22 protein-coding genes and 1 pseudogene are annotated in these 22,516 nt (G+C 66.1%); 14 read left to right on the top strand and 9 right to left on the bottom strand.

Going from position 1 to position 22,516, the window contains the following annotated elements:
- The 4 genes from Q7V15_RS00360 to Q7V15_RS00345 form a co-directional block, all read right to left on the bottom strand.
- Nucleotides 1–191 (bottom strand): 3-methyl-2-oxobutanoate hydroxymethyltransferase (locus tag Q7V15_RS00360; RefSeq protein ID WP_304752764.1); only part of this gene is annotated, 191 nt, incomplete at its 3' end.
- 2 nt (nucleotides 192–193) lie between these two features.
- Nucleotides 194–580 (bottom strand): hypothetical protein, encoded by a 387-nt coding sequence (locus tag Q7V15_RS00355; protein ID WP_304752758.1) that lies wholly within the window; start codon nucleotides 578–580, stop codon nucleotides 194–196.
- Entirely contained in the window at nucleotides 567–1,145 is a 579-nt protein-coding gene (locus Q7V15_RS00350) for an RNA polymerase sigma factor (RefSeq protein ID WP_304752755.1), read from the bottom strand. Before Q7V15_RS00350 ends, Q7V15_RS00355 begins: the two co-directional genes overlap by 14 nt.
- Nucleotides 1,146–1,167: 22 nt before the next feature.
- Entirely contained in the window at nucleotides 1,168–1,572 is a 405-nt protein-coding gene (locus Q7V15_RS00345; RefSeq protein ID WP_304752752.1) for a DUF6249 domain-containing protein, read from the bottom strand.
- A gap of 497 nt (nucleotides 1,573–2,069) precedes the next feature.
- On the opposite strand from Q7V15_RS00345, the gene Q7V15_RS00340 reads away from it, so the two are divergent.
- Nucleotides 2,070–3,641: an amidohydrolase gene (locus Q7V15_RS00340; RefSeq protein WP_304752750.1), complete on the top strand. Its 1,572-nt coding sequence runs from the start codon at nucleotides 2,070–2,072 to the stop codon at nucleotides 3,639–3,641.
- 85 nt (nucleotides 3,642–3,726) lie between these two features.
- Here the strand turns inward: Q7V15_RS00340 and Q7V15_RS00335 are convergent, their stop codons facing one another.
- Entirely contained in the window at nucleotides 3,727–4,230 is a 504-nt protein-coding gene (locus tag Q7V15_RS00335; RefSeq protein ID WP_304752748.1) for an Lrp/AsnC family transcriptional regulator, read from the bottom strand.
- Between the two features lie 524 nt (nucleotides 4,231–4,754).
- On the opposite strand from Q7V15_RS00335, the gene Q7V15_RS00330 reads away from it, so the two are divergent.
- The 3 genes from Q7V15_RS00330 (at nucleotide 4,755) to Q7V15_RS00320 (ending at nucleotide 9,894) form a co-directional block, all read left to right on the top strand.
- Entirely contained in the window at nucleotides 4,755–7,580 is a 2,826-nt protein-coding gene (locus Q7V15_RS00330; RefSeq protein WP_304752747.1) for a TonB-dependent siderophore receptor, read from the top strand.
- Nucleotides 7,581–7,759: 179 nt separating this feature from the next.
- Nucleotides 7,760–8,476 carry a TVP38/TMEM64 family protein gene (locus Q7V15_RS00325; protein WP_304752744.1) on the top strand — a complete coding sequence of 239 codons (717 nt, stop codon included), beginning with the start codon at nucleotides 7,760–7,762 and terminating at the stop codon, nucleotides 8,474–8,476.
- The gene (locus Q7V15_RS00320; protein ID WP_304752743.1) at nucleotides 8,473–9,894 is read left to right on the top strand and encodes an NAD(P)/FAD-dependent oxidoreductase; all 1,422 of its coding nucleotides are present in this window, start codon (nucleotides 8,473–8,475) and stop codon (nucleotides 9,892–9,894) included. The genes Q7V15_RS00325 and Q7V15_RS00320 overlap by 4 nt, the downstream gene beginning before the upstream one ends.
- On the opposite strand, the gene Q7V15_RS00315 is transcribed toward Q7V15_RS00320, so the two are convergent.
- Nucleotides 9,878–10,987, bottom strand: a complete 1,110-nt coding sequence (locus tag Q7V15_RS00315) for an NAD(P)/FAD-dependent oxidoreductase (protein WP_304752741.1) — start codon at nucleotides 10,985–10,987, stop codon at nucleotides 9,878–9,880. The genes Q7V15_RS00320 and Q7V15_RS00315 overlap by 17 nt on opposite strands.
- A 21-nt stretch (nucleotides 10,988–11,008) precedes the next feature.
- Nucleotides 11,009–11,821 (bottom strand): DUF1499 domain-containing protein, encoded by an 813-nt coding sequence (locus Q7V15_RS00310; RefSeq protein WP_304752738.1) that lies wholly within the window; start codon nucleotides 11,819–11,821, stop codon nucleotides 11,009–11,011.
- 163 nt (nucleotides 11,822–11,984) lie between these two features.
- Here Q7V15_RS00310 and Q7V15_RS00305 point away from each other — a divergent pair, with 163 nt between their 5' ends.
- The 3 genes from Q7V15_RS00305 to Q7V15_RS00295 are packed head-to-tail and all read left to right on the top strand — an operon-like array spanning nucleotide 11,985 to nucleotide 14,225.
- Nucleotides 11,985–12,953: a radical SAM protein gene (locus Q7V15_RS00305; RefSeq protein WP_304752737.1), complete on the top strand. Its 969-nt coding sequence runs from the start codon at nucleotides 11,985–11,987 to the stop codon at nucleotides 12,951–12,953.
- On the top strand, nucleotides 12,950–13,633 hold the full coding sequence (locus Q7V15_RS00300) for a TIGR04283 family arsenosugar biosynthesis glycosyltransferase (RefSeq protein ID WP_304752761.1): 684 nt from the start codon (nucleotides 12,950–12,952) through the stop codon (nucleotides 13,631–13,633). The genes Q7V15_RS00305 and Q7V15_RS00300 overlap by 4 nt, the downstream gene beginning before the upstream one ends.
- On the top strand, nucleotides 13,623–14,225 hold the full coding sequence (locus Q7V15_RS00295; protein WP_304752734.1) for a DUF2064 domain-containing protein: 603 nt from the start codon (nucleotides 13,623–13,625) through the stop codon (nucleotides 14,223–14,225). Before Q7V15_RS00300 ends, Q7V15_RS00295 begins: the two co-directional genes overlap by 11 nt.
- On the opposite strand, the gene Q7V15_RS00290 is transcribed toward Q7V15_RS00295, so the two are convergent.
- Nucleotides 14,203–15,084, bottom strand: coding sequence for an S-methyl-5'-thioadenosine phosphorylase (locus Q7V15_RS00290; RefSeq protein WP_304752732.1), 882 nt, complete (start codon nucleotides 15,082–15,084; stop codon nucleotides 14,203–14,205). The two genes, Q7V15_RS00295 and Q7V15_RS00290, sit on opposite strands and share 23 nt — an antisense overlap.
- A 178-nt stretch (nucleotides 15,085–15,262) precedes the next feature.
- On the opposite strand from Q7V15_RS00290, the gene Q7V15_RS00285 reads away from it, so the two are divergent.
- A complete protein-coding gene (locus Q7V15_RS00285; RefSeq protein ID WP_304752729.1) occupies nucleotides 15,263–16,021 on the top strand; it encodes a cytochrome c oxidase assembly protein in 759 nt (252 codons plus the stop codon).
- Nucleotides 16,009–16,500 (top strand): CopD family protein, encoded by a 492-nt coding sequence (locus Q7V15_RS00280; protein WP_304752727.1) that lies wholly within the window; start codon nucleotides 16,009–16,011, stop codon nucleotides 16,498–16,500. The genes Q7V15_RS00285 and Q7V15_RS00280 overlap by 13 nt, the downstream gene beginning before the upstream one ends.
- Here Q7V15_RS00280 and Q7V15_RS00275 read toward each other — a convergent pair.
- A complete protein-coding gene (locus Q7V15_RS00275) occupies nucleotides 16,470–16,952 on the bottom strand; it encodes a DUF2231 domain-containing protein (protein WP_304752725.1) in 483 nt (160 codons plus the stop codon). The genes Q7V15_RS00280 and Q7V15_RS00275 overlap by 31 nt on opposite strands.
- Nucleotides 16,953–17,015: 63 nt before the next feature.
- Here Q7V15_RS00275 and coxB point away from each other — a divergent pair, with 63 nt between their 5' ends.
- From coxB to Q7V15_RS00250, 5 genes and pseudogenes are all read left to right on the top strand, one after another.
- Entirely contained in the window at nucleotides 17,016–17,684 is a 669-nt protein-coding gene (coxB, locus tag Q7V15_RS00270; RefSeq protein WP_370689750.1) for a cytochrome c oxidase subunit II, read from the top strand.
- Nucleotides 17,681–20,206, top strand: coding sequence for a cytochrome c oxidase subunit I (gene ctaD, locus Q7V15_RS00265; RefSeq protein ID WP_304752721.1), 2,526 nt, complete (start codon nucleotides 17,681–17,683; stop codon nucleotides 20,204–20,206). Before coxB ends, ctaD begins: the two co-directional genes overlap by 4 nt.
- A complete protein-coding gene (locus tag Q7V15_RS00260; protein WP_304752719.1) occupies nucleotides 20,203–20,544 on the top strand; it encodes a hypothetical protein in 342 nt (113 codons plus the stop codon). Before ctaD ends, Q7V15_RS00260 begins: the two co-directional genes overlap by 4 nt.
- 357 nt (nucleotides 20,545–20,901) lie before the next feature.
- Nucleotides 20,902–21,372, top strand: a pseudogene (locus Q7V15_RS16455) (integrase core domain-containing protein); the annotation flags it as partial.
- A gap of 279 nt (nucleotides 21,373–21,651) precedes the next feature.
- A partial coding sequence (locus Q7V15_RS00250; protein ID WP_304752718.1) for an AarF/ABC1/UbiB kinase family protein occupies nucleotides 21,652–22,516 on the top strand: 865 nt, incomplete at its 3' end.

The raw sequence follows: 22,516 nt of genomic DNA, 5'->3' as shown, positions 1-22,516 counted from the left end.
ACGGTATTGGGCAGGCCGTGGACGACCATGCCCACGGAGTCGCCCACCAGCAGGAGGTCGCAGGCCTCATCAAGGAGCTCGGCCATTGGCGCGGTGTAGGCGGTGAGACAGACAATCGGCGTCTGGCCCTTTCGTCCGGTGATATCGGGCGCCGCAAGGCGTCGCACCGTCTCCTGGCGTTGGGCGGACAGGGTCAGATCTCCTCGATGATACGGGTCAGGACGAGCCCCATGGCCACAACGGCCAGACCCGCCGCCAGCCAGATCGCCTCGATGCCCGCCGGGCCGTTGAACAGCCAGTCAGCCTGCGGGGCGATCTGGCGGACGCTGCTGGTCAGGACGCGGGCTGACTCGCTGGACGCCGCCTCGGCGCGGGAAAACAGATTGGACATGATCAACTGGCTTGCGCCGATGACGCCGCCGACCACGCCGGCGCCGCCGATCAGAATACGACGGGCGGCCCAGCCGCGATCCAGCCGCCGCTGGACGCGATTTACGAAGGCGTCTGCGTCAGGCAATTCGGTCGCCCGGGCGAACATCCGCTCCAAGGCTCGCTCGACCTCCAACTCAGCCACTGCCACGCCGTCCCTCCAAAGTGTCGCCATCCGGCGCCAGCCGGGTCTTGAGCTTATCGAGACCACGTTTGACATGGGATTTGACCGTTCCAAGCGGCAGGTTCAAGGCCTCAGCCGCCTCGGTGTGCGAGAGACCCGCCCCATAGCATAGGCTGACGCAGAGCCGCTCAGCCTCTGCAAGGCTTTTCAACGCCTCATCGAGGTCCATGCGACCGCTGGGATCAGCGGAGTGACCGACGTCCTCCGGTTCGGCCGCCTCGATCCTCATGCGTAGGCGCTTGTCGCGCTGATAGCGACGGGCGTGCGCCCGAGCCGCGATCTTCTTCACCCAGCTGGCGAAAGTGCCCTCGCCCCGAAACTCGGCGATGGATTCGAACGCCGAAATAAACGCGTCCTGCGCCAGATCATCGGCCTCCGTTGCGGTCGCGCCGATGCGCCGCAGCAAGGCGCGCACGGCCGAGCCATGCCTGCGCACAAGTTCCCCGAAGGCCTGACGATCGCCGGACGCGGCCAGGGTGGCCAGTTCGACGTCATGCAGACTTGTCAGACGGTGTCGTTCAGCCCGCGACATGTCGCTTCCTTGCCGCGCGCGTTCAGGGCCTGTCCCGACCGACGAATGACATCAGGATGAAGGCGAGGCCAATGAAGCCCGGAAACGCTGAAATCCCCAGGAAGATATAGGTGGCGTCGGGTTCCTCGAAGCCCAGGGCGAAGCCAAAGGCGGCCAGGCCCACGGCGACCCCGACCCAGATGATCCCCGTGCGCAGATCCCGGGCGGGGGAGGCCTTGGGCTTCACCTTCACGTCCTGGGTCAGGGCCTGGATCAGTTCCGGCGGCAGCTGCTGTCCCTTCTCATAGGCGGCCTGGATGGTCTTGTGCAGTGCGGCCCGTTCCTTGGCCTTGAGATAGCGGGGCACCACCACGATTGCGACGATGGCGCTGAAGATGATGGCGACATTGAAGACGCTGGAGATGATGCCGGCGATGGCGACGTCCATTGGGGTTTCCTGTCTAAGGCGGTAGGGCGCTTCTGACCCGTTCACACCATAAGAGGCTTGCCGCGTCCCTCACAGATGCAAGCGCAGCCATGAAATCTTGGTCATGATCGGCGGGTCTGCTGCGATCGCGGTGAGGTGAGCACCGACCCGCCCACGAACCTTAGGGGCGGCATCGCCGCCAGCGCGCGTAAATTTTGATCAATCACACAGGCGCGGGGCGATTCCATTCATGACGCTCTACCGCAGCGTTTACAGCGCCGTTTTTCTGTGCCTTCGTCAGTCATCCTGATGGTTTTCGAACCTATTTTGCGTTTTTGGTTCCTTTTCCTGCGTCCAAGGCTGGCTGGGCGTCGGGGCATCTCTCGCCGCCAGGCGGTTCGAAGGTGGTTCAGGAGGAGATCTCTTTTGTCCGGCGGGCGATCCAACTGCGTCTCGTCGGGCTGATATGAACAACGCACTTGGGGGACGACCATATGGCTTCTAGCCGCACCAGAACTTTGACCGCCCTTCTCTTCGCCACGGCGCTCTATCTGCCAGGGGCGGCGAGCCAGGCGGCCGCGCCGCCGGAGATGAAAGAGGCCGCGGCTGCGGGCGTTCAGAGCCGCGCCAAGCTGGCCCAGGAAATGGTCGACTCCATCTACAGCTTCGCTGAACCCGGTTTTCAGGAACACCGGACTTCGGAGTATGTGACGAGAATCCTTGAGGAAAATGGATTCAAGATCGAACGCGGGGTCGCTGGTATCCCGACGGCCTGGACCGCGACCTGGGGATCGGGGGGCCCCAAGATCGGCCTGGGCAGCGACATCGACGCCCTCTTGGCCCTGTCGCAGGTGCCAGGCTCACCCGAACTGAAGCCGCAGGTGCCCGGCGCCCCTGGCCACGGCGAGGGCCACAATTCCGGCATGCCGATGATGGTGGTCGCCGCCCTCGCAGCCAAGGACATCATGCAGGCCAACGACCTGCCGGGCACCCTGATGATCTGGCCGGGCGTGGCCGAGGAACTGCTGGCCACCAAGGCCTTCTATGTCCGGGACGGTCTGTTCGACGATGTCGACGTCAACATCTTCAGCCACGTCAGCCGGGACTTCTCCACCGGCTGGGGGCCGGCCGGCAACAACGGCATGGTCTCGGTGGAATACACCTTCCACGGCAAGACCTCCCACGCGGCCGGCGCGCCCTGGGCCGGACGCAGCGCTCTGGACGGCGTCGAACTGATGAACACCGCCTGGAACATGCGGCGCGAGCACCTGCCGGTCACCCAGCGGTCGCACTATGTGATCACCAATGGGGGCGGACAGCCCAACATCGTGCCCGGCGAAGCCAGCGTCTGGTACTATTTCCGGGAGCAGAACTTCGAGACCATCCGCGGCCTTTATGAGATCGGCAACCGGATCTCCGAAGCGGCCGCCATGGCCACCGACACCCGGGTGGAACGTCGCCTATTGGGCTACGCCGCTCCCAACTACGGCAACAAGCCCCTGGCTGAAGCCGCCTACGCCAACATCAGGGCGGTGGGCATGCCGGAATGGTCAGAAGCCGATCAGGCTTTCGCCCGGGCGACCCAGGAGGCGAACCACCTGAAGGTCGAGCCCTTGGCCACGACGGTTGCGGACCTCTCGACGCCAGACGGCCGGGGCCCCTCCATGGGCGGCGGATCGGACGACATCGGCGACATCATGTGGACCGTCCCGACCATCACGGTCCGCTATCCCTCGAACATTCCCAACACCATCGGCCACCACGTGACTGCGGCGATCGGCATGGCGACACCCATCGCGCACAAGGGCGTGGTCGTCGGCGCCAAGGCTGTCGCCATGACCATTCTTGACCTGGTGACCACGCCGTCTCTGGTCGCTGAGGCCAAGGATTACTTCCAGAATGTGCAGCTGAAGGATCAGAAATATGATCCGGTGCTTACCGCTTCAGACACCCCGGCCATTCATCTGAATGAAAACATCATGGCCCAGATGCGGCCGAAGATGGAGCCGCTCTACTACGACCCCAGCAAGTACGACACTTACCTGGAACAACTTGGGATCGCCTACCCCAATCTCCCGGCGAAGAAATAACCCCAAGACGGCGTCCCGCGCTATCCCCTTGGCGCGGGGCGCCGGCCCTCTTGCCGCGCAGCCCCCTGGGGCGAACGCCGCGACATCAGCGCCCTTCGGTGCGATCTTGAAAGACGATCGGGGGAGTCGCGCGACGCGCCACCTCACGGATCACGAAGCTGCTCCGAATCCGAGAAACATGCGGCAGCATCGACAGCTCCCGCCGGTAGACTCGATCATAGTCTTCGAAAGACGCCACGTTCAGCATGATCAGAAAGTCTGTGTCGCCGGAAACGAACCCGCAATATGACACGGATGGGCACTTCACAACCTCGCGCTCAAATTCGTTTAGCGCACGCTCTGCCTGAGAGCTCAGCTCAATAGCGACGAACACCACCACGCTAAAACCAAGCATCGGCATATTCAGATCAGCTGAATAGCTCAGAACGGCCTGGCGTTCCTCCAGAATTTTTCGACGTCGAGCCACAGCGGTGCTGGAGAGGTTGATCTTCTCGCCCAACCAGACATCAGACGCCCTGCCGTCAATCGACAACTCCCTCAGGATTTGGAAGTCGATGGCGTCCAATCCAACGTGTTCGAATTTCGACATGCATTTTCCATTTCAGTGCGCAAATCGACAGCAGAATGACGATTTAGGAACAAATCTCTTACATCAATAGAGGGATCATCAGCTTTTAATAATAGACTACGCTTGTTGAGTTGGCGACCAATGGTTGCAGAAGGGTGTCAGCATCTTGGGTCGCTAGAAACCGACGCATTGGAACAGATATAACCGGGGGTAGTCTCCATGTGTGGTCGTCATTCGAAGCTTATCCGTCCAGCACGGCGCGTAAAGCAAAGCCTGTCTCGGAACTGCCGCGTCTGGCGCGGAAGCCCCTGACACGATCTGGACCGCTCCGGCGATTCCCAGCCGCGAGGGTCCGCCGCCAGCCTTGAGCCTGATCGGCCTCTGATCGCCTCCCCGATCCGAAAGCCCACAGACTCAAACAATAGCCAACACCGCCTGACGGGTCCGATGGGCCCCGAGAGCAGACGCGCGCCTCTGGAGGGCGCGTGTGACGGCCCCTTGAGCTCTGCGCGCTGGGGCCATTCAAGAAAAGTCGAGAATCGTCAATGACCTATCCGTCTTCCTCTCTCGCCACGCCCTCTCGCCGCCTGCGCCGTTACGCCCTTGCCACGGCAAGCGCCGCAGCCCTGCTTACCCAGACCGCTCCGGCCCTCGCTCAATCGGCTGCAAGCTCCGCCGAACTCCAGGAAGTTGTCGTCACAGGGTCGCGTATCGTCCGCGACGGTTACGACGCACCGACCCCCGTCAATGTGCTCGGCTCCGCCGAAATCCTGGCTGAGGCGCCGGCGAACATTGCAGACTTTGTGAACACCCTGCCTTCGGTGGCGGGTTCAGTCACCGCGTCGAGCTCATCGGGCTCGCTCAGCAATGGTCAGGCCGGTATCAGCGCCCTAAATCTGCGGGCGCTCGGCACGGGTCGGACGCTGGTTCTGTTCGATGGGCAGCGCTCGGTCGTTTCCGCCGCCACCGGCCAGGTGGACACCAACACCTTCCCCCAATCCCTGATCTCCCGGGTGGAAGTGGTGACCGGCGGCGCCTCCTCGGCCTATGGCTCTGACGCCATTGGCGGCGTGGTCAACTTCATCCTCGACAAGGCCTATACGGGCTTGAAGATGACCGCCGAGTACGGCGAGACCACCTATGGCGACGGTGAGAACTGGAAGTACAACTTCACCGCCGGCGCCCCCTTCGCCGATGGCAAGGGCCACATCCTGCTCAGCGCCGAGACGGTCAGCCAGGCGGGGATTCACGGTGTCAGCCGCGACTGGAACAAGACAGGCCACTTCGCGATCCGCAATCCCAACACCGCCGCCGGCCAGCCCTTCTATGTGGTGGCCGACAATGTAGGCATCTCGTCCTATGCCCCCGGCGGCCTGATCACGGCCGGCCCGCTTCGCGGCACCTATTTTGGGGTCAATGGGAGCGTCAATCAGCTGGCCTATGGTCAGGTGTCTGGCCAGTGGATGATCGGCGGCGATTGGGAGTACACCTCCAGCCTGAACGGCACCAACTCGCTGCTGCCCGACGAGGATCGCGACAGCTTCTTCGGCCGGGTGAGCTATGAGGTCGCGCCGAATATCAACGTCTTCGCCCAGGCTTCCTATGCCCGCTATGAAGGCCTGAGCTACTATATCCAGCCCACCAACACCGGCATCACGATCCGGTCCGACAACGCCTTCCTGCCGGCCTCGGTCCGCAGCCAGATGACGACGCTTGGCCTGACCTCCTTTGTCATGGGCTCGGGCAACGCCGACCTGCCCTGGTCGGGCAGCAACAACATCCGTGAAACCTCGCGCTATGTGGTTGGCGCCGATGGCGACTTCAGTCTGTTCGGCCGCGACTTTGGCTGGGACGCCTACTACCAGCACGGGGTCACCAAGACCCGTGAGGAGCTGACCCCCACCTGGAACAACGCCCGTCTGGCCCTCGCCACCGACGCGGTGGTTCATCCGACCACCGGCCAGATCGTCTGTCGCTCCACCCTGACCAGCCCCTCCAATGGCTGCGTGCCGTTGAACCGGTTCGGGATCGGCGTGGCCAGCCAGGCGGCCATCGACTATGTGCTGGGCCAGCCCCTGCGCACCCAGGAGTTCGTGCAGGACGTGGCGGCGGTGAACTTCACCACCGACTTCACCGGCTGGGCCGGCCCCATCGACATCGCGTTCGGCGCCGAATGGCGCAACGAAACCCTGGACGGCGAAGTCGACGCCGCCTCGGAATCCGGCTGGAAGTACGGCAACTACAAGGTCACCACCGGCGAATATGACGTGGTCGAGGGCTATATCGAAACCCTTGTCCCGATCATGGAAGGCCTCGATTTCAACGGAGCGGCCCGCTACACGCGCTACAGCACCTCCGGCGGCGTCACCACCTGGAAGGCCGGCCTGACCTATACGCCCATCCCGGACGTCACCCTGCGCGCCACCGCCTCGCGGGACATCCGGGCGGCGAATATGAGCGAGTTGTTCGACGCCGGCACCGCCCGCAGCAACTCGGTCTCCATCAACGGGGTGTCCACAGCCTTCGTGCAGAACCTGCAGGGTAATGTGGACGTCCAACCCGAGGTGGCTGACGGTCTCGGGGTCGGGGTGGTTTTCCAGCCGAGCTTCCTGCCCGGCTTCGCGGCCTCCATCGACTATTACGAAATCAAGGTCGATGGCGTGATCAGCTTCGTCACTGCTCAGCAGGCGGCGGACTATTGCTTCCTCAACAACGTCCAGCGCTACTGCAACAATCTGCGCTACCAGAACGGCCAGCTGGCCTTCATCGATCTCTATTATGAGAACCTGAACAGCCTGAGCGCCAAGGGGCTGGACATCGAGGCTTCCTATCGGACATCCCTCGACGCTTTCATTCCCGGCGCGGCGGGCAATCTGACCCTTCGGGCTATGGCGACCCACTATATGGAGAACATCACCGATGACGGTGTCACCGCCATCGACCTGGCGGGCTCCAACATCTCGGCGACCCCGGACTGGGTCTACCGCATCACCGCCGCCTACAACCTCGACCCCATCAGCCTGAATCTCACCGCCCGTGGGGTCAGCGACGGGGTGATCAGCAACGCCTATACCGAATGCACCAGCGCCTGCCCGACCTTGTCGGCGCCCTACTACACCATTAATGACAACAGTATCGAAGGCGCTCTCTACTTCGACGCCTCAGCCACCTACGCCTTCGATCTCGGCCAGAGCGGCGCCAGCGGCGAGGCCTATATCTCGATCAAGAACCTGTTCAACAACGATCCGCCCCTGACGGCCAATCCCAACGCCCTGGGCGCGGAGAACACGGTCGGTTATCTGCAGACCAACCGCAGCCTCTATGACACCCTTGGCCGGACCTTCCGGGTCGGCCTGCGCCTGGCCTTCTAGGTCCAGGCGGCCGCACGGCCTGAAAAAGCGACGCGCCGGTCATCAGACGGGCGCGTCGCTTTTCTCTTTTTGTGGGACGCGCGCCCAGCCCTGACTGTAACCAGGGCTGACCCCTGCGCGGGGGGGCGGGCGAGCGGGCGTCCGCCCCGCCACGAGGCGGGGCGGCCAAAGGGGGACCCATGATTCACTTGAAGCGCTACCTGCCCCTGCTGCTTCTCGCCCTTGGGTTGATCCTGGTCTTCACCAGCGACCTGGGCCGGTTCCTGAACCTGCAGGCCCTCCAGACCCATGAGGCGGCCCTGCGCGGGCTGATCGCCGACAATCTTCCCCTGGCGCTGTTGGCCTTCATCGGGATCTACGCCTTGTCCACCGCGCTCAGCGTGCCGGGCGCGGTGATCCTCACCCTGGCTGGAGGCTATCTGTTCGGGATCTGGATGGGCGGCGCGGCGACCGTGGTGGGCGCCACCATCGGCGCCATCGCCGTCTTCTACGCGGTCCGCACCTCGCTCGGAGCAGCCCTGCGAGAGCGGGCGGAGGCTTCGAACGGCCGGCTGAAGGCGATCATCGACGGGGTCGCAGCCGGTGCGTTCGGCTACATCCTGACCCTTCGGCTGATTCCGCTGGCCCCCTTCTGGATGGTCAACGTGGCGGCCGCCCTGGCCCACGCCCCGCTGGGGCCCTACGCGCTGGCGACCTTCCTCGGCATCATGCCGGCCACCTTCATCTACAGCGGCATCGGCGCCGGGATCGGCGACCTGCTGGCGCGGAACGAGGCGCCGAACCTGGGGGTCATCTTCCAGCCCAACATCCTCGGCCCCCTGGTGGCCCTTGGTCTTCTGTCCCTTGGGGTGACCCTCTACCAGCGCCGCCGCGCCAAGTCCGGAGATCCCCTGTGAGTGGCGAGACCATCAAGGCCGATCTGGCCGTCATCGGCGCCGGCTCCGGCGGCCTGTCGGTGGCCGCGGGCGCCGCCCAGCTGGGTCTGAAGGTCGTTCTGTTCGAGAAGGGCGAGATGGGCGGGGACTGCCTCAACTATGGCTGCGTTCCCTCCAAGGCCCTGATCGCTGCAGCCTCAGCCGCCCATGAGGCCCGCCACAGCAAGGGGTTGGGGGTTCACGCCGCCGAGGTCACGGTCGACTTCGCCCAGGTCATGGCCCATGTGCACGCCGCTATCGCCACGATCGCGCCCCATGACAGCCAGGAACGCTTCGAAGGCCTGGGCGTCACGGTGGTCCGAGAACCCGCCCGCTTCCTGGACGCCCGCACCGTTGGCAGCGCGAGCCTGAGCGTCCGGGCGCGCAAGATCATCATCGCCACCGGCTCCAGTGCGGCGGTTCCGCCGATTCCCGGTCTCGACATGGTCCCCTATCTCACCAACGAGTCGGTCTTCGAGCTGACCGAGGCGCCGTCGCGCCTGATCGTCCTGGGGGGCGGCCCCATCGGGGTTGAGCTCGGCCAGGCCTTCCGCCGCCTGGGCAGCGAGGTCGTGATTGTCGAGGCTGACAAGATCCTCGGTCGCGAGGACCCCGCCGCCGCCGCCATCGTGATCGAACAGCTTCGCGCCGACGGGGCGGAGCTGATGGCGGGCCGCAAGGCCATCCGGGTGGAGGCCGGTCCCACCCTGGTCGTCGAGGACGAAAGCGGTGAGACCCGCATTTCCGGCTCCCACCTGCTGGTGGCGGTGGGACGCAAGCCGGCCCTGGACGCCCTCGACCTGGCGGCGGCCGGGATCGAACGGAACCGCGACGGCGTCATCACGGACAAGTCCCTGCGCAGCAGCAACCGCCGCGTCTATGCCGTGGGCGACGCCGCCGGACGCGGCCAGTTCACCCACCTGGCCGGCGCCCATGCGGGGCTGGTGGTGCGCCGCGCCATCTTTGGCCTGCCGGTCAACGCCGACGCCCTGGCCACGCCACGGGTGACCTATGCCGATCCTGAGCTCGCCGCGGTGGGTCTCAGCGAGGCCCAGGCCCGCGAGGCGCACGGGGATGATGTCCGCGTCGAGGTGTTCGACTTCGCCGGCAATGACCGGGCCATCGCCGAGGGCGACACTCGCGGCTTTGGCAAGCTGACCACGACGGCCAAGGGCAAGGTGCTGGGCGTCACCCTGGTGGGCCGGCACGCCGGCGACCACATCGCGCTCTGGGCCCTGGCGCTGTCGGCGGGGCTGAAACTGTCCCAGATCACCGGCATGATCGCCCCCTATCCAACCCGGGGAGAGATCAGCAAGCGGCTGGCCGGCCAGTGGTATACGCCGGCCCTGTTCTCCCCCCGCACCCGCAAGGTGGTCTCGGTCCTCAAGCGCCTGGCCTGAGGCCGCGGGCGGCGGCGACAAATCCGAGGTCGAGGCGGCGTTTGACCCACAGGGCCGTCCGCCCGCGCCACCACAGGCGCCCCCGCAGGGCGAGCCCGGTCCCATCCCCGAGATCCATGATCGACAGCCAGCGGGTCTGTGGTCGATAGGGGCGCGGCCGCCCACCCTGCGCCCGGGCCACGAGGTTGGCCTTCAGGACAGGGGCGGCGCGGACGCCGAAGACCCCAGCCGGGGGCCGTGGCGCCCCGGCGACCATGGCGCAGTCCCCGGCGGCGAAGACGGTCGGCTCATTGGGGGTGTGAAGCGCCGGCGTCACATACAGGCGCCCTGCCCCGTCCGTCGGCAGGCCAAGGGTTCCGATCAGGGGCGGCGCGACCAGCCCCCCCGCGAGGACCAGCATCTCGCACTCCAGCGCCCGTCCGTCGCTGAGACGGCAGAGGCCGTCGGAGCGCTCAACGACCTCGCCATCAACGACATTGACGCCCCGGTCCTTCAGACGACGCGCCAGACTGGCCAAGGCGGAGGACGGGGCCCAGCGGGGCGGGTCTCGGCTCACGACCGTGACCCTCGCCATTTGGCCGTGGCGCGCGCAAAGGCCCGACATGGCTGCGGCGACTTCGAACCCGGTCTGGCCCCCGCCGGCCACCACAATGCTCGGCGCCCGGCCTTCAGCGCGCAGAACCGTCTCCAGCCGGATCTTCAGCTCCAATAGCCGCGACAGGGGTTTGACGGGCCAGACCTCCGCCGCCTTGGTCAGCCCCATAGGATCTGAGACCCCGGAGCCGACATTGAATGACACGAGGTCGAAAGGGCGATCATCTCCCGCAGCCAGCCGGAGGTTGCGCGCCACAAGGTCCACGGCTGTGACGGTGGTCGCCCGATGCGCCACCCCATGCGCCGCCGCCAGTGCGGCGACATCGATGCGCGCCGCCGCCTCAGACAGGGCGCCAGACAGAACGCCGGTGGCCAGTCCGGAATAGTGGAACGTCTCCGGCGCGACCAGGGTCACCTCAAGCCCCGCCGTCCGCAGGGCTTCAGCCTCGGCGAGAAGATGGAGATGGGCGTGGCCAGCGCCCACCAGGACGAGTTTCACAAAACCAGCCGCGGGCCAGGCCTAGCCGCCGGCCAGCCGCTTACCAAGGCTGGCGAGATAGGCTTCAATGCGGGCGGCGTTGGCCCCCATATCCCCTAGGCCCACTCGCGAGGTGGACCGCATGTCGATCGCCGTGGGGCCGCCCGGCTCCCCCGACCGGACCCGAATGACCACGTCGTCCTTGAAGCCGAACCAGAAGGTTTCGGCTGTGGCCTCAAGGCGCCCGGCGGCGGGATCGGACGAAACCAATGTCCAGCCCTGGGCCTCGACCTCCGCCGCAGCGGCGGCGAACGCCTCCGCCGCCGACCGTATCGTCGTGAGGGTCTTCACCTCTGGATAGGCGTCCTGCCCCACCTGGCCGAGGGACCGGTCGGCGAAGGTGGCGAAGCGTGGCCCCTGATAGGCCGGTAGGCTGGTCAAGGGGGTTGAGAGTTCAGCCACAGGGTTGGCGCCGGCGGCCTCTCGCAAGGCCAGCAGCTCCGCCGAGTAGGTGGGCGGGTCCTCCGGGCTGGTGGCGATGTCGTGGATCGGCGGGATGGCGGTGGCCTGGCTTCGCACATAGGCCATATAGCCAAAGCCCAGGACAGGGATGATCAGGGCGACGAGCGCCGCCCGCCAACCAGATCTAGGCGAGCGCGCCAGAGTGGCCACAAGGGCCACAACGGCGAGGATGAAGGCCCCGATCAGGAGTCGAGGCCCCCACTGGACGATCAGCACCCCAAGCCCCAATCGCCAGGACCACAGGTCGAACCTCACCCCAAGGGCGGCGACCATGAACCAGACTGGAAGCAACAAAGACAGGATCAGGGCGAAACGGGCGAGCATCAGCCGCATGGTCGTGAACCTTCCTCGGAGAACATCAAGCGTGACCGTTTCACGATCACGGTCGTCAGGATAGGGGCTATGCTTGAAACCAATCGGCTCTGGTGGCCGAATAAGGATAGCGAGCGTCTGGGCCTCCATCGCAGGGGCCGGCCCCCTCCATCTGAAGGACTCGATGAGCCAGACTGCGCTGTCCCCCTTCGCCACCCACCGCGGCCCCGCCAGCCCAGGTCGCTTCGCCGATCCCCACGTGACCGCCGACGGCTCGCTCCGGGCTAAGGTCGGACTGAGGGCGCTTGAGACCCTGTGGTTCAACACGGGAAGCCTCTGCAATATCGCGTGCGTGAACTGCTACATTGAGAGTTCGCCGACCAATGACGCCCTGGTCTATCTGACCGCCGCCGACGTCGAGGCCTTTCTCACCGAGATCGCCCGCGATGGCCTGCCCACCCAGGAAATCGGGTTTACCGGCGGCGAACCGTTCATGAACCCCGACATGCTGGGGATGCTGGACCAGGCCCTGGCCTCTGGCCGACGGGTTCTGGTCCTCACCAACGCCATGCGTCCGATGCTACGATGGGGCGAACGGCTGGCGGAGATCGTCAAGGCCGCTGGCCCTCAGCTGACCTTCCGGGTCAGCCTCGACCATCACACCCAGGCCATCCATGATGCCGAGCGCGGCGCCGGCGCCTGGGACAAGGCCTGGGCCGGTCTCGGCTGGCTGAGCGAGCAGCATGCCCGGATCGCCATCGCCGGACGACGCACGGCACACGAAACCGAGGCAGAGGCGCGGGCGGCGTTCGCTGAGCTTTTCCGCGTCCGGGGCCTTGAGGTCGAGGCGTTCAACCCGGGGGCGCTGGTCCTCTTTCCTGAGATGGAAGCCGGCGCCGAAGTTCCCGAAATTACCGAGGCTTGCTGGGGAATTCTCAATCGTTCGCCCAACGAGATGATGTGCGCCACCAGCCGCATGGTCGTGCGACGGCGCGGGGCCGCCGCCCCCGCCGTCGTCGCCTGCACCCTGACGCCGTATGATCCTCAGTTCGAGCTGTCACCGACCCTGGCCGAGGCGTCCGGCATGGTCAGCCTCAACCACCCCTTCTGCGCCCAGTTCTGCGTCCTGGGCGGCGCCAGTTGCAGCGCGTGACGTCGGCCCCGCCGCCGCTGGCGGTTATCGTACCGACCCTGAACGCCCAGGCTGAGCTGGTCGAGACCCTCGCTGGCCTCCCCCCCTGGGCCGAGGTGATCGTGGTCGATGGGGGCTCAACGGACGCCACGGTGGAACTGGCCACAGGCGCGGGCGCCACGGTCCTGCGGACGACCGCCGGGCGGGGCGTGCAGCTGGCCGCCGGCGCTACTGCGGCCCAGGCGTCCTGGATGCTGTTTCTTCACGCCGACACCCGACTGGACGCGAAGGCCTGGGCGGGTCTGACGGCCCACCTGGCGGACGAAACCAATATTGGAACTGCGGCCGCCTTTGGCTTTCGTCTCGAGACCGACGCCTGGCAGGCGAGGCTGCTGGAGTTCGGGGTTCGCCTGCGGGTGGCCCTGCTGGCTCTGCCCTATGGTGATCAAGGCCTGGTGATCCACCGGGGGCTTTACAATCAGGTCGGCGGCTTTTCGCCTCTGCCGCTGATGGAGGATGTCGACCTGGTGCGCCGGCTGGGCCGCCGACGCCTGCGCATCCTGACGGGGCGCGCCGTGACCTCGGCCGACCGTTGGCGGCGGCGGGGCTGGGTGCGGCAAAGCCTGCTGAACCTCCGTTGCCTGGCGCTCTATCTGACAGGAACGCCACCCGCGAAGATCGCGCGAATCTATGGGCGCTGATCGCCCCCGGCGTCATCTGGTGATCTTCGCCCGCCAGCCCAGGCTCGGCGTCGGCAAGCGCAGGCTGGCCACGGATGTGGGCGACCTCGGCGCCCTGCGATTCAGCCGCTACGCCCTTGACCGCCTGTGGCGCGAGCTGGGCGTCGATCCCCGCTGGACCCTGTGGGTCGCCACATCTCCCGATCGCCCGAACGACTGGGTGCGGCTCGGCCGGCCCCTGCCCCAGGGGCCTGGCGACCTGGGGCGAAGGCTCAGGCGGGTGGTCTGCCGGCTGCCGCCCGGGCCTGCCGTAATCATTGGCGCAGATACCCCGGGGGTGACGCGCACCGACATCTCCCGCGCCTTTGCCGCCCTGGGGCCCAAGGCCGCCGTCCTGGGGCCCGCTGTCGACGGCGGCTACTGGCTGATCGGCCTTAGGCGGCGCCCCCGGGAGCCCCTGCCGTTTGCAGGCGTCCGATGGTCGAGCGTCCACACCCTGGACGACACCCTCCAGGCGTTGGGAGACGCGCCGCGCGCCCTCCTGCAGGTGCGGGAGGATGTGGATGACGGCGCCGCCCTGCGCCGGGCGCTTAGGCCCCGGCGGCTGCGCTGAACTTGCGCGGACAGATGGCCGCCAGCCGGGCGACCACCTCCGGATCCCAGACCGAGGGATCGGTGATCACCGCATAGTCCAGCCCGGTGTCGATGGGCGAGGGCTCCCGCACCTCCGGCAGGCTGGCGGCCAGGGCGGCGATCATCTGGCGGGCGGTATCGGCATTGCTCTGCAAGACCTCCAGCACATTGGACACCTCCACATGGGCGGTGGCCTCACGCCAGCAGTCATAGTCGGTGACCATGCAGACATTGGCGTAGGGCAGCTCGGCCTCCCGCGCCAGGCGCGCCTCCGGCATGGCGGTCATGCCGATCACCGAACAGCCCCAGGACCGGTAGAGGTGGCTTTCAGCCCGGGTCGAGAACTGCGGCCCCTCCATGGCGAGATAGGTTCCGCCCTCGACGGTGGGCGCCCCGGCGGTCCGCGCCGCGACGGCGGCGGCGGCGGAGAGGCGCGGACAGACCGGATCGGCCATGGAGACATGGGCCACCAGCCCCTCGCCGAAGAAGGAGGCCGGCCGCGAGACGGTGCGATCGATGTACTGATCGACCAGGACGAAGGTCCCCGGCGGGAGCTCCTCGCGGAGGGAGCCCACCGCCGAGACCGAAAGGATGTCGGTGCAGCCGGCGCGCTTGAGCACGTCGATATTGGCCCGGGCGTTCAGGGCGCCGGGAGGGATGCGGTGTCCTCGTCCGTGCCGGGGCAGGAAGACGAGGCGAACGCCGTCCAGTTCGCCGGTGACCAACTCATCGGACGGCGCGCCCCAGGGCGATGAGACCGCGAGGCTCTGGCGGTTACGCAGCCCCTCCAGGTCGTAGAGCCCCGAGCCGCCGATGACACCTAAGGTCCATTGCTTCATCACCCGTCCGCCCTCCGCCCACCCGAAGGCCTTCGCCTAACCAAGGCGACCAGCCTTGTCGACCGCCAAGCCTGCCGCCCCCTTGCTCAGATTTCCCCAGGAATCTTCGGAACACTCTGCCGCCAAGCTTGTTCTGGAACATTGTGGTGGGTTCTGACAACGGGAGGGTGAGTTTCGCATGGCCGAACCGGACGCCCTGGGGCTTGCCTATTGTGGCCCGCCGCCCGCCCCCCCTCAGTTGTGGACGAGCTGGAACCCCGACCCGGTCCTGCTCGCCGTCATGGGTCTGGCGACCGTGATCTATTTCTGGCGCGCCGGCGGCAGGAGGTCACAGGACACAGCCTTTATGACCGCCCAAGCGGTTCTGCTGGTGGCCTTTGTCTCGCCCCTCTGCGCCCTCAGCGTGGCCTTGTTTTCAGCCCGGGTCGCTCACCACATGCTGATGATTGCAGTGGCGGCTCCCCTGTTGGCCTACGCCTTGCCCCGCGCGCTGTCAGGCCGTTGGCTGACGGCGGCAGGCCTGCTGCACATGGTCCTCCTGTGGGTTTGGCATGCGCCAATCGCCTACCAATGGGCGGTCAGCGGGGTGGCCAGCTACTGGCTGATGGAAGTCACTCTGCTGGTCAGCGCCACGGCCTTGTGGAGCGCCGCCCTTGCTCGCCGCAGCGAAGGGCCGTCCGTCATTCTCGCTCTTATCCTGACCATGGCGCAGATGGGCCTGCTGGCGGCCCTGATCACCTTCGCCCAGACGCCTCTGTTTACGCCCCACCTGCTGACCACCCAGGCCTTTGGTCTGACGCCCCTGGAGGATCAGCAACTGGCGGGCCTGATCATGTGGGCGCCAGGCGCCCTGCCCTATTTCATCGCGGTGATCTGGCTGGCGGGCCGATGGTTGAAGGGTCTGGAGAAGGAAGAGGCGACGGCGTGGCGTGGCTGAAGTTTCTGCACATTTCGGCGCTGCTCATCTGGTGCGCAGGGCTGATCTACCTGCCGGGGCTGCTTCTGGCGCACCGGAAGGCGATTCACTCCGAGGACTTCGTGCGCCTCCGGAACGCGAGCCGCTTCAGCTACAACGCCATCACCTCGCCGGCTGCCTTCGTGGCGATCGCCGCAGGCACAGCTCTGCTGCTCCTGGCGCCAGGGGTGCTGCAAGGGTGGATGTTCGTGAAGCTGGGCCTGGTGGGCCTGCTTGTGATGGCCCATGTCCAGTATGGATTTGTACTCTCGGCCCTGTCGGACGCCGGCGCCAACCCGCCCCGTCTCCGCTTGCTCGCGGTGTGGGGGTTGGTGTTCGCCGCCATGACGGCGATCCTCTGGCTCGTCCTGGAGAAACCGTTCCTGGGCTCGGCCGGACTGCCATCCTGGCTGCTGGAGCCTGGCGGCCTTCAGTCCTTGCTGCCTTCGACGCCGATCTGATGCTCGAACACCAGCTTGCCCCCATGCCATCCAGCCAGCCCCACAAAGACGAGGCCGAGGACCGACAGGAAAAGGCCCCAGGGCAGCACCGCCGACGCGCCCTCCAGGAGGCGAAGGCCCCAGTTGGCCCCGATGACGCTGAGCAACATCATGGCGGCGACCGCATGGCTCCAGGGCTCGGCGCTGCGGCGAATGCCCCGCACCAGCAGGAGCTCCGCCGTCCCGCTGGCGGCGGCCGCCACCCCCATGGCGAAGCCCCAGCCGCTGGTCCACAGGCCGACCCGGACGAAAAAGGGGTCGGCGCTCCACCAGTAGAACAGGTCCGCCCCGAGCGTCGCGCAGACCAGGGCGATGGGGAAGGTCACCAGCATGACGTGGATGGGATGGCCGGCCACATGAACGCTCGAGGCGACATTGCCGGCAAAGGGGTCCTGAGTGCGATCCTGCGACAAGGCGGCCTCCATCTTCAAGCGCGATATAGCAGCCCAACGCAGCTCGGCCGTAATGGGTTCGGTCTGGGGCCCATCCTCCTGCTTGGAGGTTGCGAGGCGCCTCTCTCCACCCTCGCCCCGGCGGGAGAGGCCGCACACGTCATCGCCCTGCTGTGGTGGGTGATGCTCGCCGGGGCCGTGGTGATCTTTGTCGGCGTCGTCGGAGCCGCCCTGCTGCCGCTCGTCACCCGGCGACTGGGGCCGCCATCAGAGCGCGTCATGCTGGTGGGTGGCGGCCTGGTGTTTCCCGGGGTCGTTCTCTTGGCCCTGCTTGTCGCGGCACTGATCATTGGCGATCGCCTGAGTCCGCGAGGGGAGCCCGATGTCCTGAGGATCGAGGCTGAGGCCCATCGCTGGGCCTGGACCTTCCGTTATCCCGACCAGCCGGGCGCGCCGTCCACCGAAGGGGTCCTGCACGTACCGGCCGGCCGGCCCTTCGAGGTGCATGTGACCAGCCGCGATGTCATCCACAGCTTCTGGGCGCCGCGGCTGGGAGGAAAGATCGACGCCATACCGGGCCATGTGAATGTGATCCGCCTGCAGGCCGACGCCCCCGGCGTTTATCGCGGACAGTGCGCGGAGTTCTGCGGCGGCGGACACGCCGCAATGGGCTTTGTCCTGCACGCCCACAGCGCTGAGGACTATGGAGCCTGGATGGCCGACGCCAGTCCCGCTCCGGGGGTGAGCCAATGACCGCCGAACCCCCCGCGTCGATCCCGGCCAGCCTGTCCGCCATAGGCCGTCACAAGGCCCTGGAGCGCCTGTGGGGCACCCCGCCTGGCTGGGGCGCCCTGTCGGCGGTGAACCACTCCACCATCGGGCGGCGGTTCCTCATCACGTCCTTCGTCTTTTTCCTGATCGGCGGCGTCCTGGCCATGCTGATCCGGGCGCAGCTGGCCGGGCCGGAGACCGACTTCCTGGACGCGGCCGCCTACGCCCAGGTCTTCACCATGCATGGCACGGTGATGATGTTCCTGTTCGCCATCCCTGCGATCGAGGGCCTGGCGCTCTATATGCTGCCCAAGCTGATGGGGGCCAGGGACCTGGCGTTTCCGCGGCTCAGCGCCTTTGGCTACTGGTGTTACCTGTTCGGCGGATCGATCCTGATCCTAGCCCTGTTGGCCGGCGTGGCGCCGGACAGCGGCTGGTTCATGTACACCCCGCTCTCGTCCAAGCCCTATTCGCCCGGAATCAATTCCGACGTCTGGCTGATCGGGGTCACCTTCGTGGAGGTCTCGGCGGTCTGCGCGGCCGTGGAGTTCATGACCACGGTGCTGAAGATCCGCACCGGCGGCATGGCCCTGCATCGCATGCCGATCATGGTCTGGTACCTGTGGGTCACCGCGGCCATGATGCTGTTCGGCTTCCCGCCCCTGATCCTGGGCAGTGTGCTGCTGGAGCTGGAGCGGGCCTTTGACTGGCCGTTCTTCGACCCCACCCGAGGGGGCAGTCCGCTGCTCTGGCAGCACCTCTTCTGGCTGTTTGGCCATCCTGAGGTCTACATCATCTTCCTGCCGGGAGCCGGAATCATCTCCACCATATTGCCGGTCTTCACCGGTCAGAAGCTGGTGGGCTATGCCTGGATCGTGGTGGCGCTGATCGCGCTGGGCTTCATCAGCTTCGGCATCTGGGCCCACCACATGTTCACGACAGGCATTCCGCACCTGTCCCTGGCCTTCTTCTCGGCGGCCAGCACCCTGGTGGTGATCCCGACGGCGGTGCAGATCTTCGCCTGGCTGGCCACGCTGCTCAGCGGCCGGCCGCGCATCACCCTATCGATGCTCTACTTCTATGGGTTCCTGTCGACCTTCGTCATCGGCGGCCTGACCGGCGTCATGGTCGCCGTGGTGCCCTTTGACTGGCAGGCCCATGACACCCACTTCATCGTCGCCCACCTGCACTATGTCCTGATGGGCGGCTTCGTCTTCCCGGTGCTGGCGGGGATCTACTACTGGCTGCCGCATTTCTCGGGTCGAAAGCACCTGGAGGGGCTCGGCCGCACGGCCTTCGCCCTGATCATGATCGGCTTCAACGCCGCCTTCCTGCCCATGCACCTGACGGGCCTGCTGGGCATGCCACGGCGGGTCTTCACCTATGGCGGAGAGATGGGCTGGGACCTGCTGAACCTGATCAGCTCCGTGGCCGGCTTTGTCCTGGCCATCGGTTTCGCCCTGGTGCTGGTCGATGTGATCCAGGTGGCCCGCTTCGGCCGTCGGACGCGTCGCAATCCCTGGGGCGCGAGCACGCTGGAATGGGGGATGCCCACGCCGCCGCCCGCCTACAACATCGGCTCACAGCCCCATGTCGCCAGCCGTGACCCGCTGGAGGATGATCCGGACCTGCCGGCCGCCCTGGCCCGGGGCGAGGGCTATCTGGGCCAGCCCCGCAATGGCTGGCGCGAGACCCTCAGCGTCCACATGCTGAGCGGCGAGCCCGACCAGGTGGTGCTGTTGCCAGGCCCCACCCTGATCCCCCTCTGGACGGCGCTCGCCACCGGCCTGTTCTTCGTCAGCTTCCTGCTCAAGCTCTATCCGCTGTCTGGACTCGCCTTCATCCTGGTCGTGATCTGCGGCTGGCGCTGGATGTGGGCTTCAGGCCTGCGGACTGACGCCCCCCCTGTGGACATCGGCCTGGGCCGGACCGCGCCCCTGCACCCTACCGCCGTCGATCCCCCGACCTTGTGGGGCATGGTGTTCACCCTGATGGCCAATGGAGTCTTCTTCGGCGCTTTGGTGTTTGGCTATCTCTTCCTCTGGGTGGTGGCGCCCAACTGGCCGCCGCCGGCCCTGCTGGCGCGAGAGCCCGTAACCCCTCTGCTCGTCATCGCAGGCCTCGCCGTGGGCCTCGCCGCCGTCTGGCGGGCGTCCCGGGCGAACGCCGAAGGCCGCCTGGCCGACAGCCGTTCCTGGCTCCTGGCCTCCGCTGCGGCGGGCGCCGTGATCGCCGGCGGCGCCCTGGCCGTCCCCCTCTTCACAGCCCCAGCCCCGAACAGCCACGCCTATGGGGCGGCGGTGACCTTCATCAGCGGCTATGTGGCCTTCCATGGGGTCATCGCCGCCATCCTGGGAGCCTATGCCTGGGCGCGCTCCCGGGACGGCTGGATCTCGGCCCAGCGGGCCGTGGAGTTCTCCGCCCTGCGGCTCTGGTGGCTCTATCTCGGGGCTACGGGCCTGATCAGCCTCGCCCTGCTGCATGGTCCGGCGTGGATGTCATGAACACCCTCTTCCGTCCCTTCGGCGACCTCCTGGCCCTGGTCGGCGCCTTCGTCCTGTGGAGCCTCGCCTTCATCATCCTTTATGGGGTCCATGGCGTGGCGTGCGCCCGTGGCTGGGCCAGCCCGGACGAGCCCTGGGCGCTCAGATTGACCCTCGTCCTGCTCTGGCTGGTCATGACGGCCCTGACCGTCGGCTACGCCCTGTGGAGCTGGAAGCGGCGACGGGCCGAACCCCACGGCCCGTTCCTCAGCTACGCCACCTTGGCCGTCGCCGCTGTCGGCGCCGTCTCCACCGCGTGGCTGGGGCTCCCCCTATTCCTCGTGCGGGTCTGCGCCTGAGGCTATCGCGCCCCGGCCGCCCCTATTCCCACTCGATTGTTCGGGTATGCACAACCCCTTTGATTCTGCGGGACAAAAAATATTCTCATGCGAAAATACCGTCACGCCAGCCAGCAAAAAGTTATGCTTCTGAGATTCGTATAATAATTAGGCGTTGTTCCTAGAATGGATCTTTCGAGATGTATCGTCTCCAATCGGACGGAAAACGTAATCCCTTGCACCGAGTTGCGCATACGGGGGTTCATTTCAAAACACCGTCAATGCTGAAAACGTAGGCTGATTGCTGATATTCAAGGTGGCCTGCGCGTGTGACCTGCTCCCGGAAAACTGGACCAGTTTTCCGGGAGCAGGTCACGACAAGGGATTACGCCGTCGATGAGCCGTAAGGGCGACTGCTGGGACAACGCCCCAATGGAGAGCTTCTTCCCCACCCTCAAGACCGAACGGGTCCATCATCGGGTCTATGCCACGCGCGACCAGCCCGCCGGGATCTGTTCCACTACATCGAGGGCTTCTAACAATCCCCGACGCCTGCACTCAGCCCTGGGCTACATCAGCCCCAGCCGCCGCCGAGCGCAGAGCCGCCTAACCCCGTCCACTACTTCGGCGGAAGATCAGTCCACCAAAACGGGGGAGGATCACCTCACCGTTCGCTTGATCACCATCATCGTGAGTGAACTCAAATGCATAATCCTCTGCCTTCTAATCTCGAAGGCGTCTGATGGCGAAAGTCAGGCCCGCAACGCCCGCCACAATCATGAGAGCGCTCAGCCCGCCGATCATGTAGCTAGTCAAAAACTGATCCTCCACATGGGCCGCCAGAGATAACCCGTGAGGGGCCCACCGGTTCGAGCCCAGGGTCTTGCGCCCCCAGGGCCGACCAAGCATCGAGGCTCTATGTCACCCTTGACCCTTTCGCCCAACGACTATCGTCGTCTCGCTAAGGTGATCCACACCTTAGCCCCTACAGCCGCGCGGCCGGTCTTGGTGCGGCTGGGTCTGCTCCGGGGCGCGGCTTCCGACGAGGCGAACGAGGGCTCGGCATATGAGGCCTTCGTTGCGGCACTTGAGGCCCTAGGTCCTACATTCGTGAAGCTAGGCCAGATCATGGCGACACGATCCGATCTGCTTCCGCCAGAGCTGACCGAGCGGCTCGGCCGGCTTCACGACGACGTGGCTCCAGTGCCCTTCGACCATTTGCGCGAACAGCTGACGATCGATCTGGGCGCGCCGCCGGAAGAGCTCTTCGCCGAATTTTCGACGACGCCAATTGCGGCTGCGTCCATTGCCCAGGTCTACGCCGCGCGGCTCATGACCGGTGAAGATGTCGTTCTCAAGGTTCGCAGGCCGGGGATTGAGGCGGTCATGCGCGCTGATTTGCGGCTACTGTTGGCCGCTGCCCGCGTCATCGAGCGTCGCGCCCCGGCACTGCGTCGACATCAGCCTGTGCGTGTCGTGACGGAGCTCAGCGAAGCCCTTCTCGAGGAGATCGATTTTCGGATCGAGGCTCGCAATCAAGCGGAGGTCCGCAGACGCGCAACCGTCTTCCATGTTCCGCTCGTTCATGAGCGATTTACCACAGAAAGGACCATGGTCAGCGCACGCGTCCGTGGCCGCAGTCCTAACGCCGCGTTCCGCAACGAAGAGCCTGCCATGGCGCGCGCCTTGGCGCCCGATGCGGCGAGGGGGCTGCTGGGGATGATCCTGCTGGACGGGGTGTTCCACGCGGACCCTCATCCAGGAAATATTCTGGTGACTCCGGATGGTCGTCTGGCGCTGTTGGACTTCGGCTCCGTCGGGCGGCTCTCGGCGAAAAGGCGAGAGCAGGTCCTCGTGGTCCTCGGCTCCCTCGTGGATGCCGACGTAGCGGCGGTCTCTGATGTGCTGATGGAATGGGCTGGCCGCTCGGGACCCCCGCCGCCCGGCCTTGAACAAGGTGTCGAGCGATTCTTCCTGCGTTACGCCGCGGATT

The sequence above is a fragment of the Phenylobacterium sp. genome, assembly GCF_030651755.1.
In the GTDB taxonomy this organism is placed as follows: domain Bacteria; phylum Pseudomonadota; class Alphaproteobacteria; order Caulobacterales; family Caulobacteraceae; genus Phenylobacterium.
This window is presented reverse-complemented; position numbering and strand designations above follow the sequence as displayed.

Coding starts and splice junctions, on each gene's coding strand:
- Q7V15_RS00295 (WP_304752734.1), top strand. CDS start 13,623: ATGGGCGCTGATCGCCCCCGGCGTCATCTGGTGATCTTCGCCCGCCAG.
- Q7V15_RS00310 (WP_304752738.1), bottom strand. CDS start 11,821: ATGCGGCTGATGCTCGCCCGTTTCGCCCTGATCCTGTCTTTGTTGCTT.
- Q7V15_RS00350 (WP_304752755.1), bottom strand. CDS start 1,145: ATGTCGCGGGCTGAACGACACCGTCTGACAAGTCTGCATGACGTCGAA.
- Q7V15_RS00325 (WP_304752744.1), top strand. CDS start 7,760: ATGATTCACTTGAAGCGCTACCTGCCCCTGCTGCTTCTCGCCCTTGGG.
- Q7V15_RS00335 (WP_304752748.1), bottom strand. CDS start 4,230: ATGTCGAAATTCGAACACGTTGGATTGGACGCCATCGACTTCCAAATC.
- Q7V15_RS00345 (WP_304752752.1), bottom strand. CDS start 1,572: ATGGACGTCGCCATCGCCGGCATCATCTCCAGCGTCTTCAATGTCGCC.
- ctaD (WP_304752721.1), top strand. CDS start 17,681: ATGACCGCCGAACCCCCCGCGTCGATCCCGGCCAGCCTGTCCGCCATA.
- Q7V15_RS00285 (WP_304752729.1), top strand. CDS start 15,263: ATGGCCGAACCGGACGCCCTGGGGCTTGCCTATTGTGGCCCGCCGCCC.
- Q7V15_RS00260 (WP_304752719.1), top strand. CDS start 20,203: ATGAACACCCTCTTCCGTCCCTTCGGCGACCTCCTGGCCCTGGTCGGC.
- Q7V15_RS00305 (WP_304752737.1), top strand. CDS start 11,985: ATGAGCCAGACTGCGCTGTCCCCCTTCGCCACCCACCGCGGCCCCGCC.
- Q7V15_RS00330 (WP_304752747.1), top strand. CDS start 4,755: ATGACCTATCCGTCTTCCTCTCTCGCCACGCCCTCTCGCCGCCTGCGC.
- Q7V15_RS00290 (WP_304752732.1), bottom strand. CDS start 15,084: ATGAAGCAATGGACCTTAGGTGTCATCGGCGGCTCGGGGCTCTACGAC.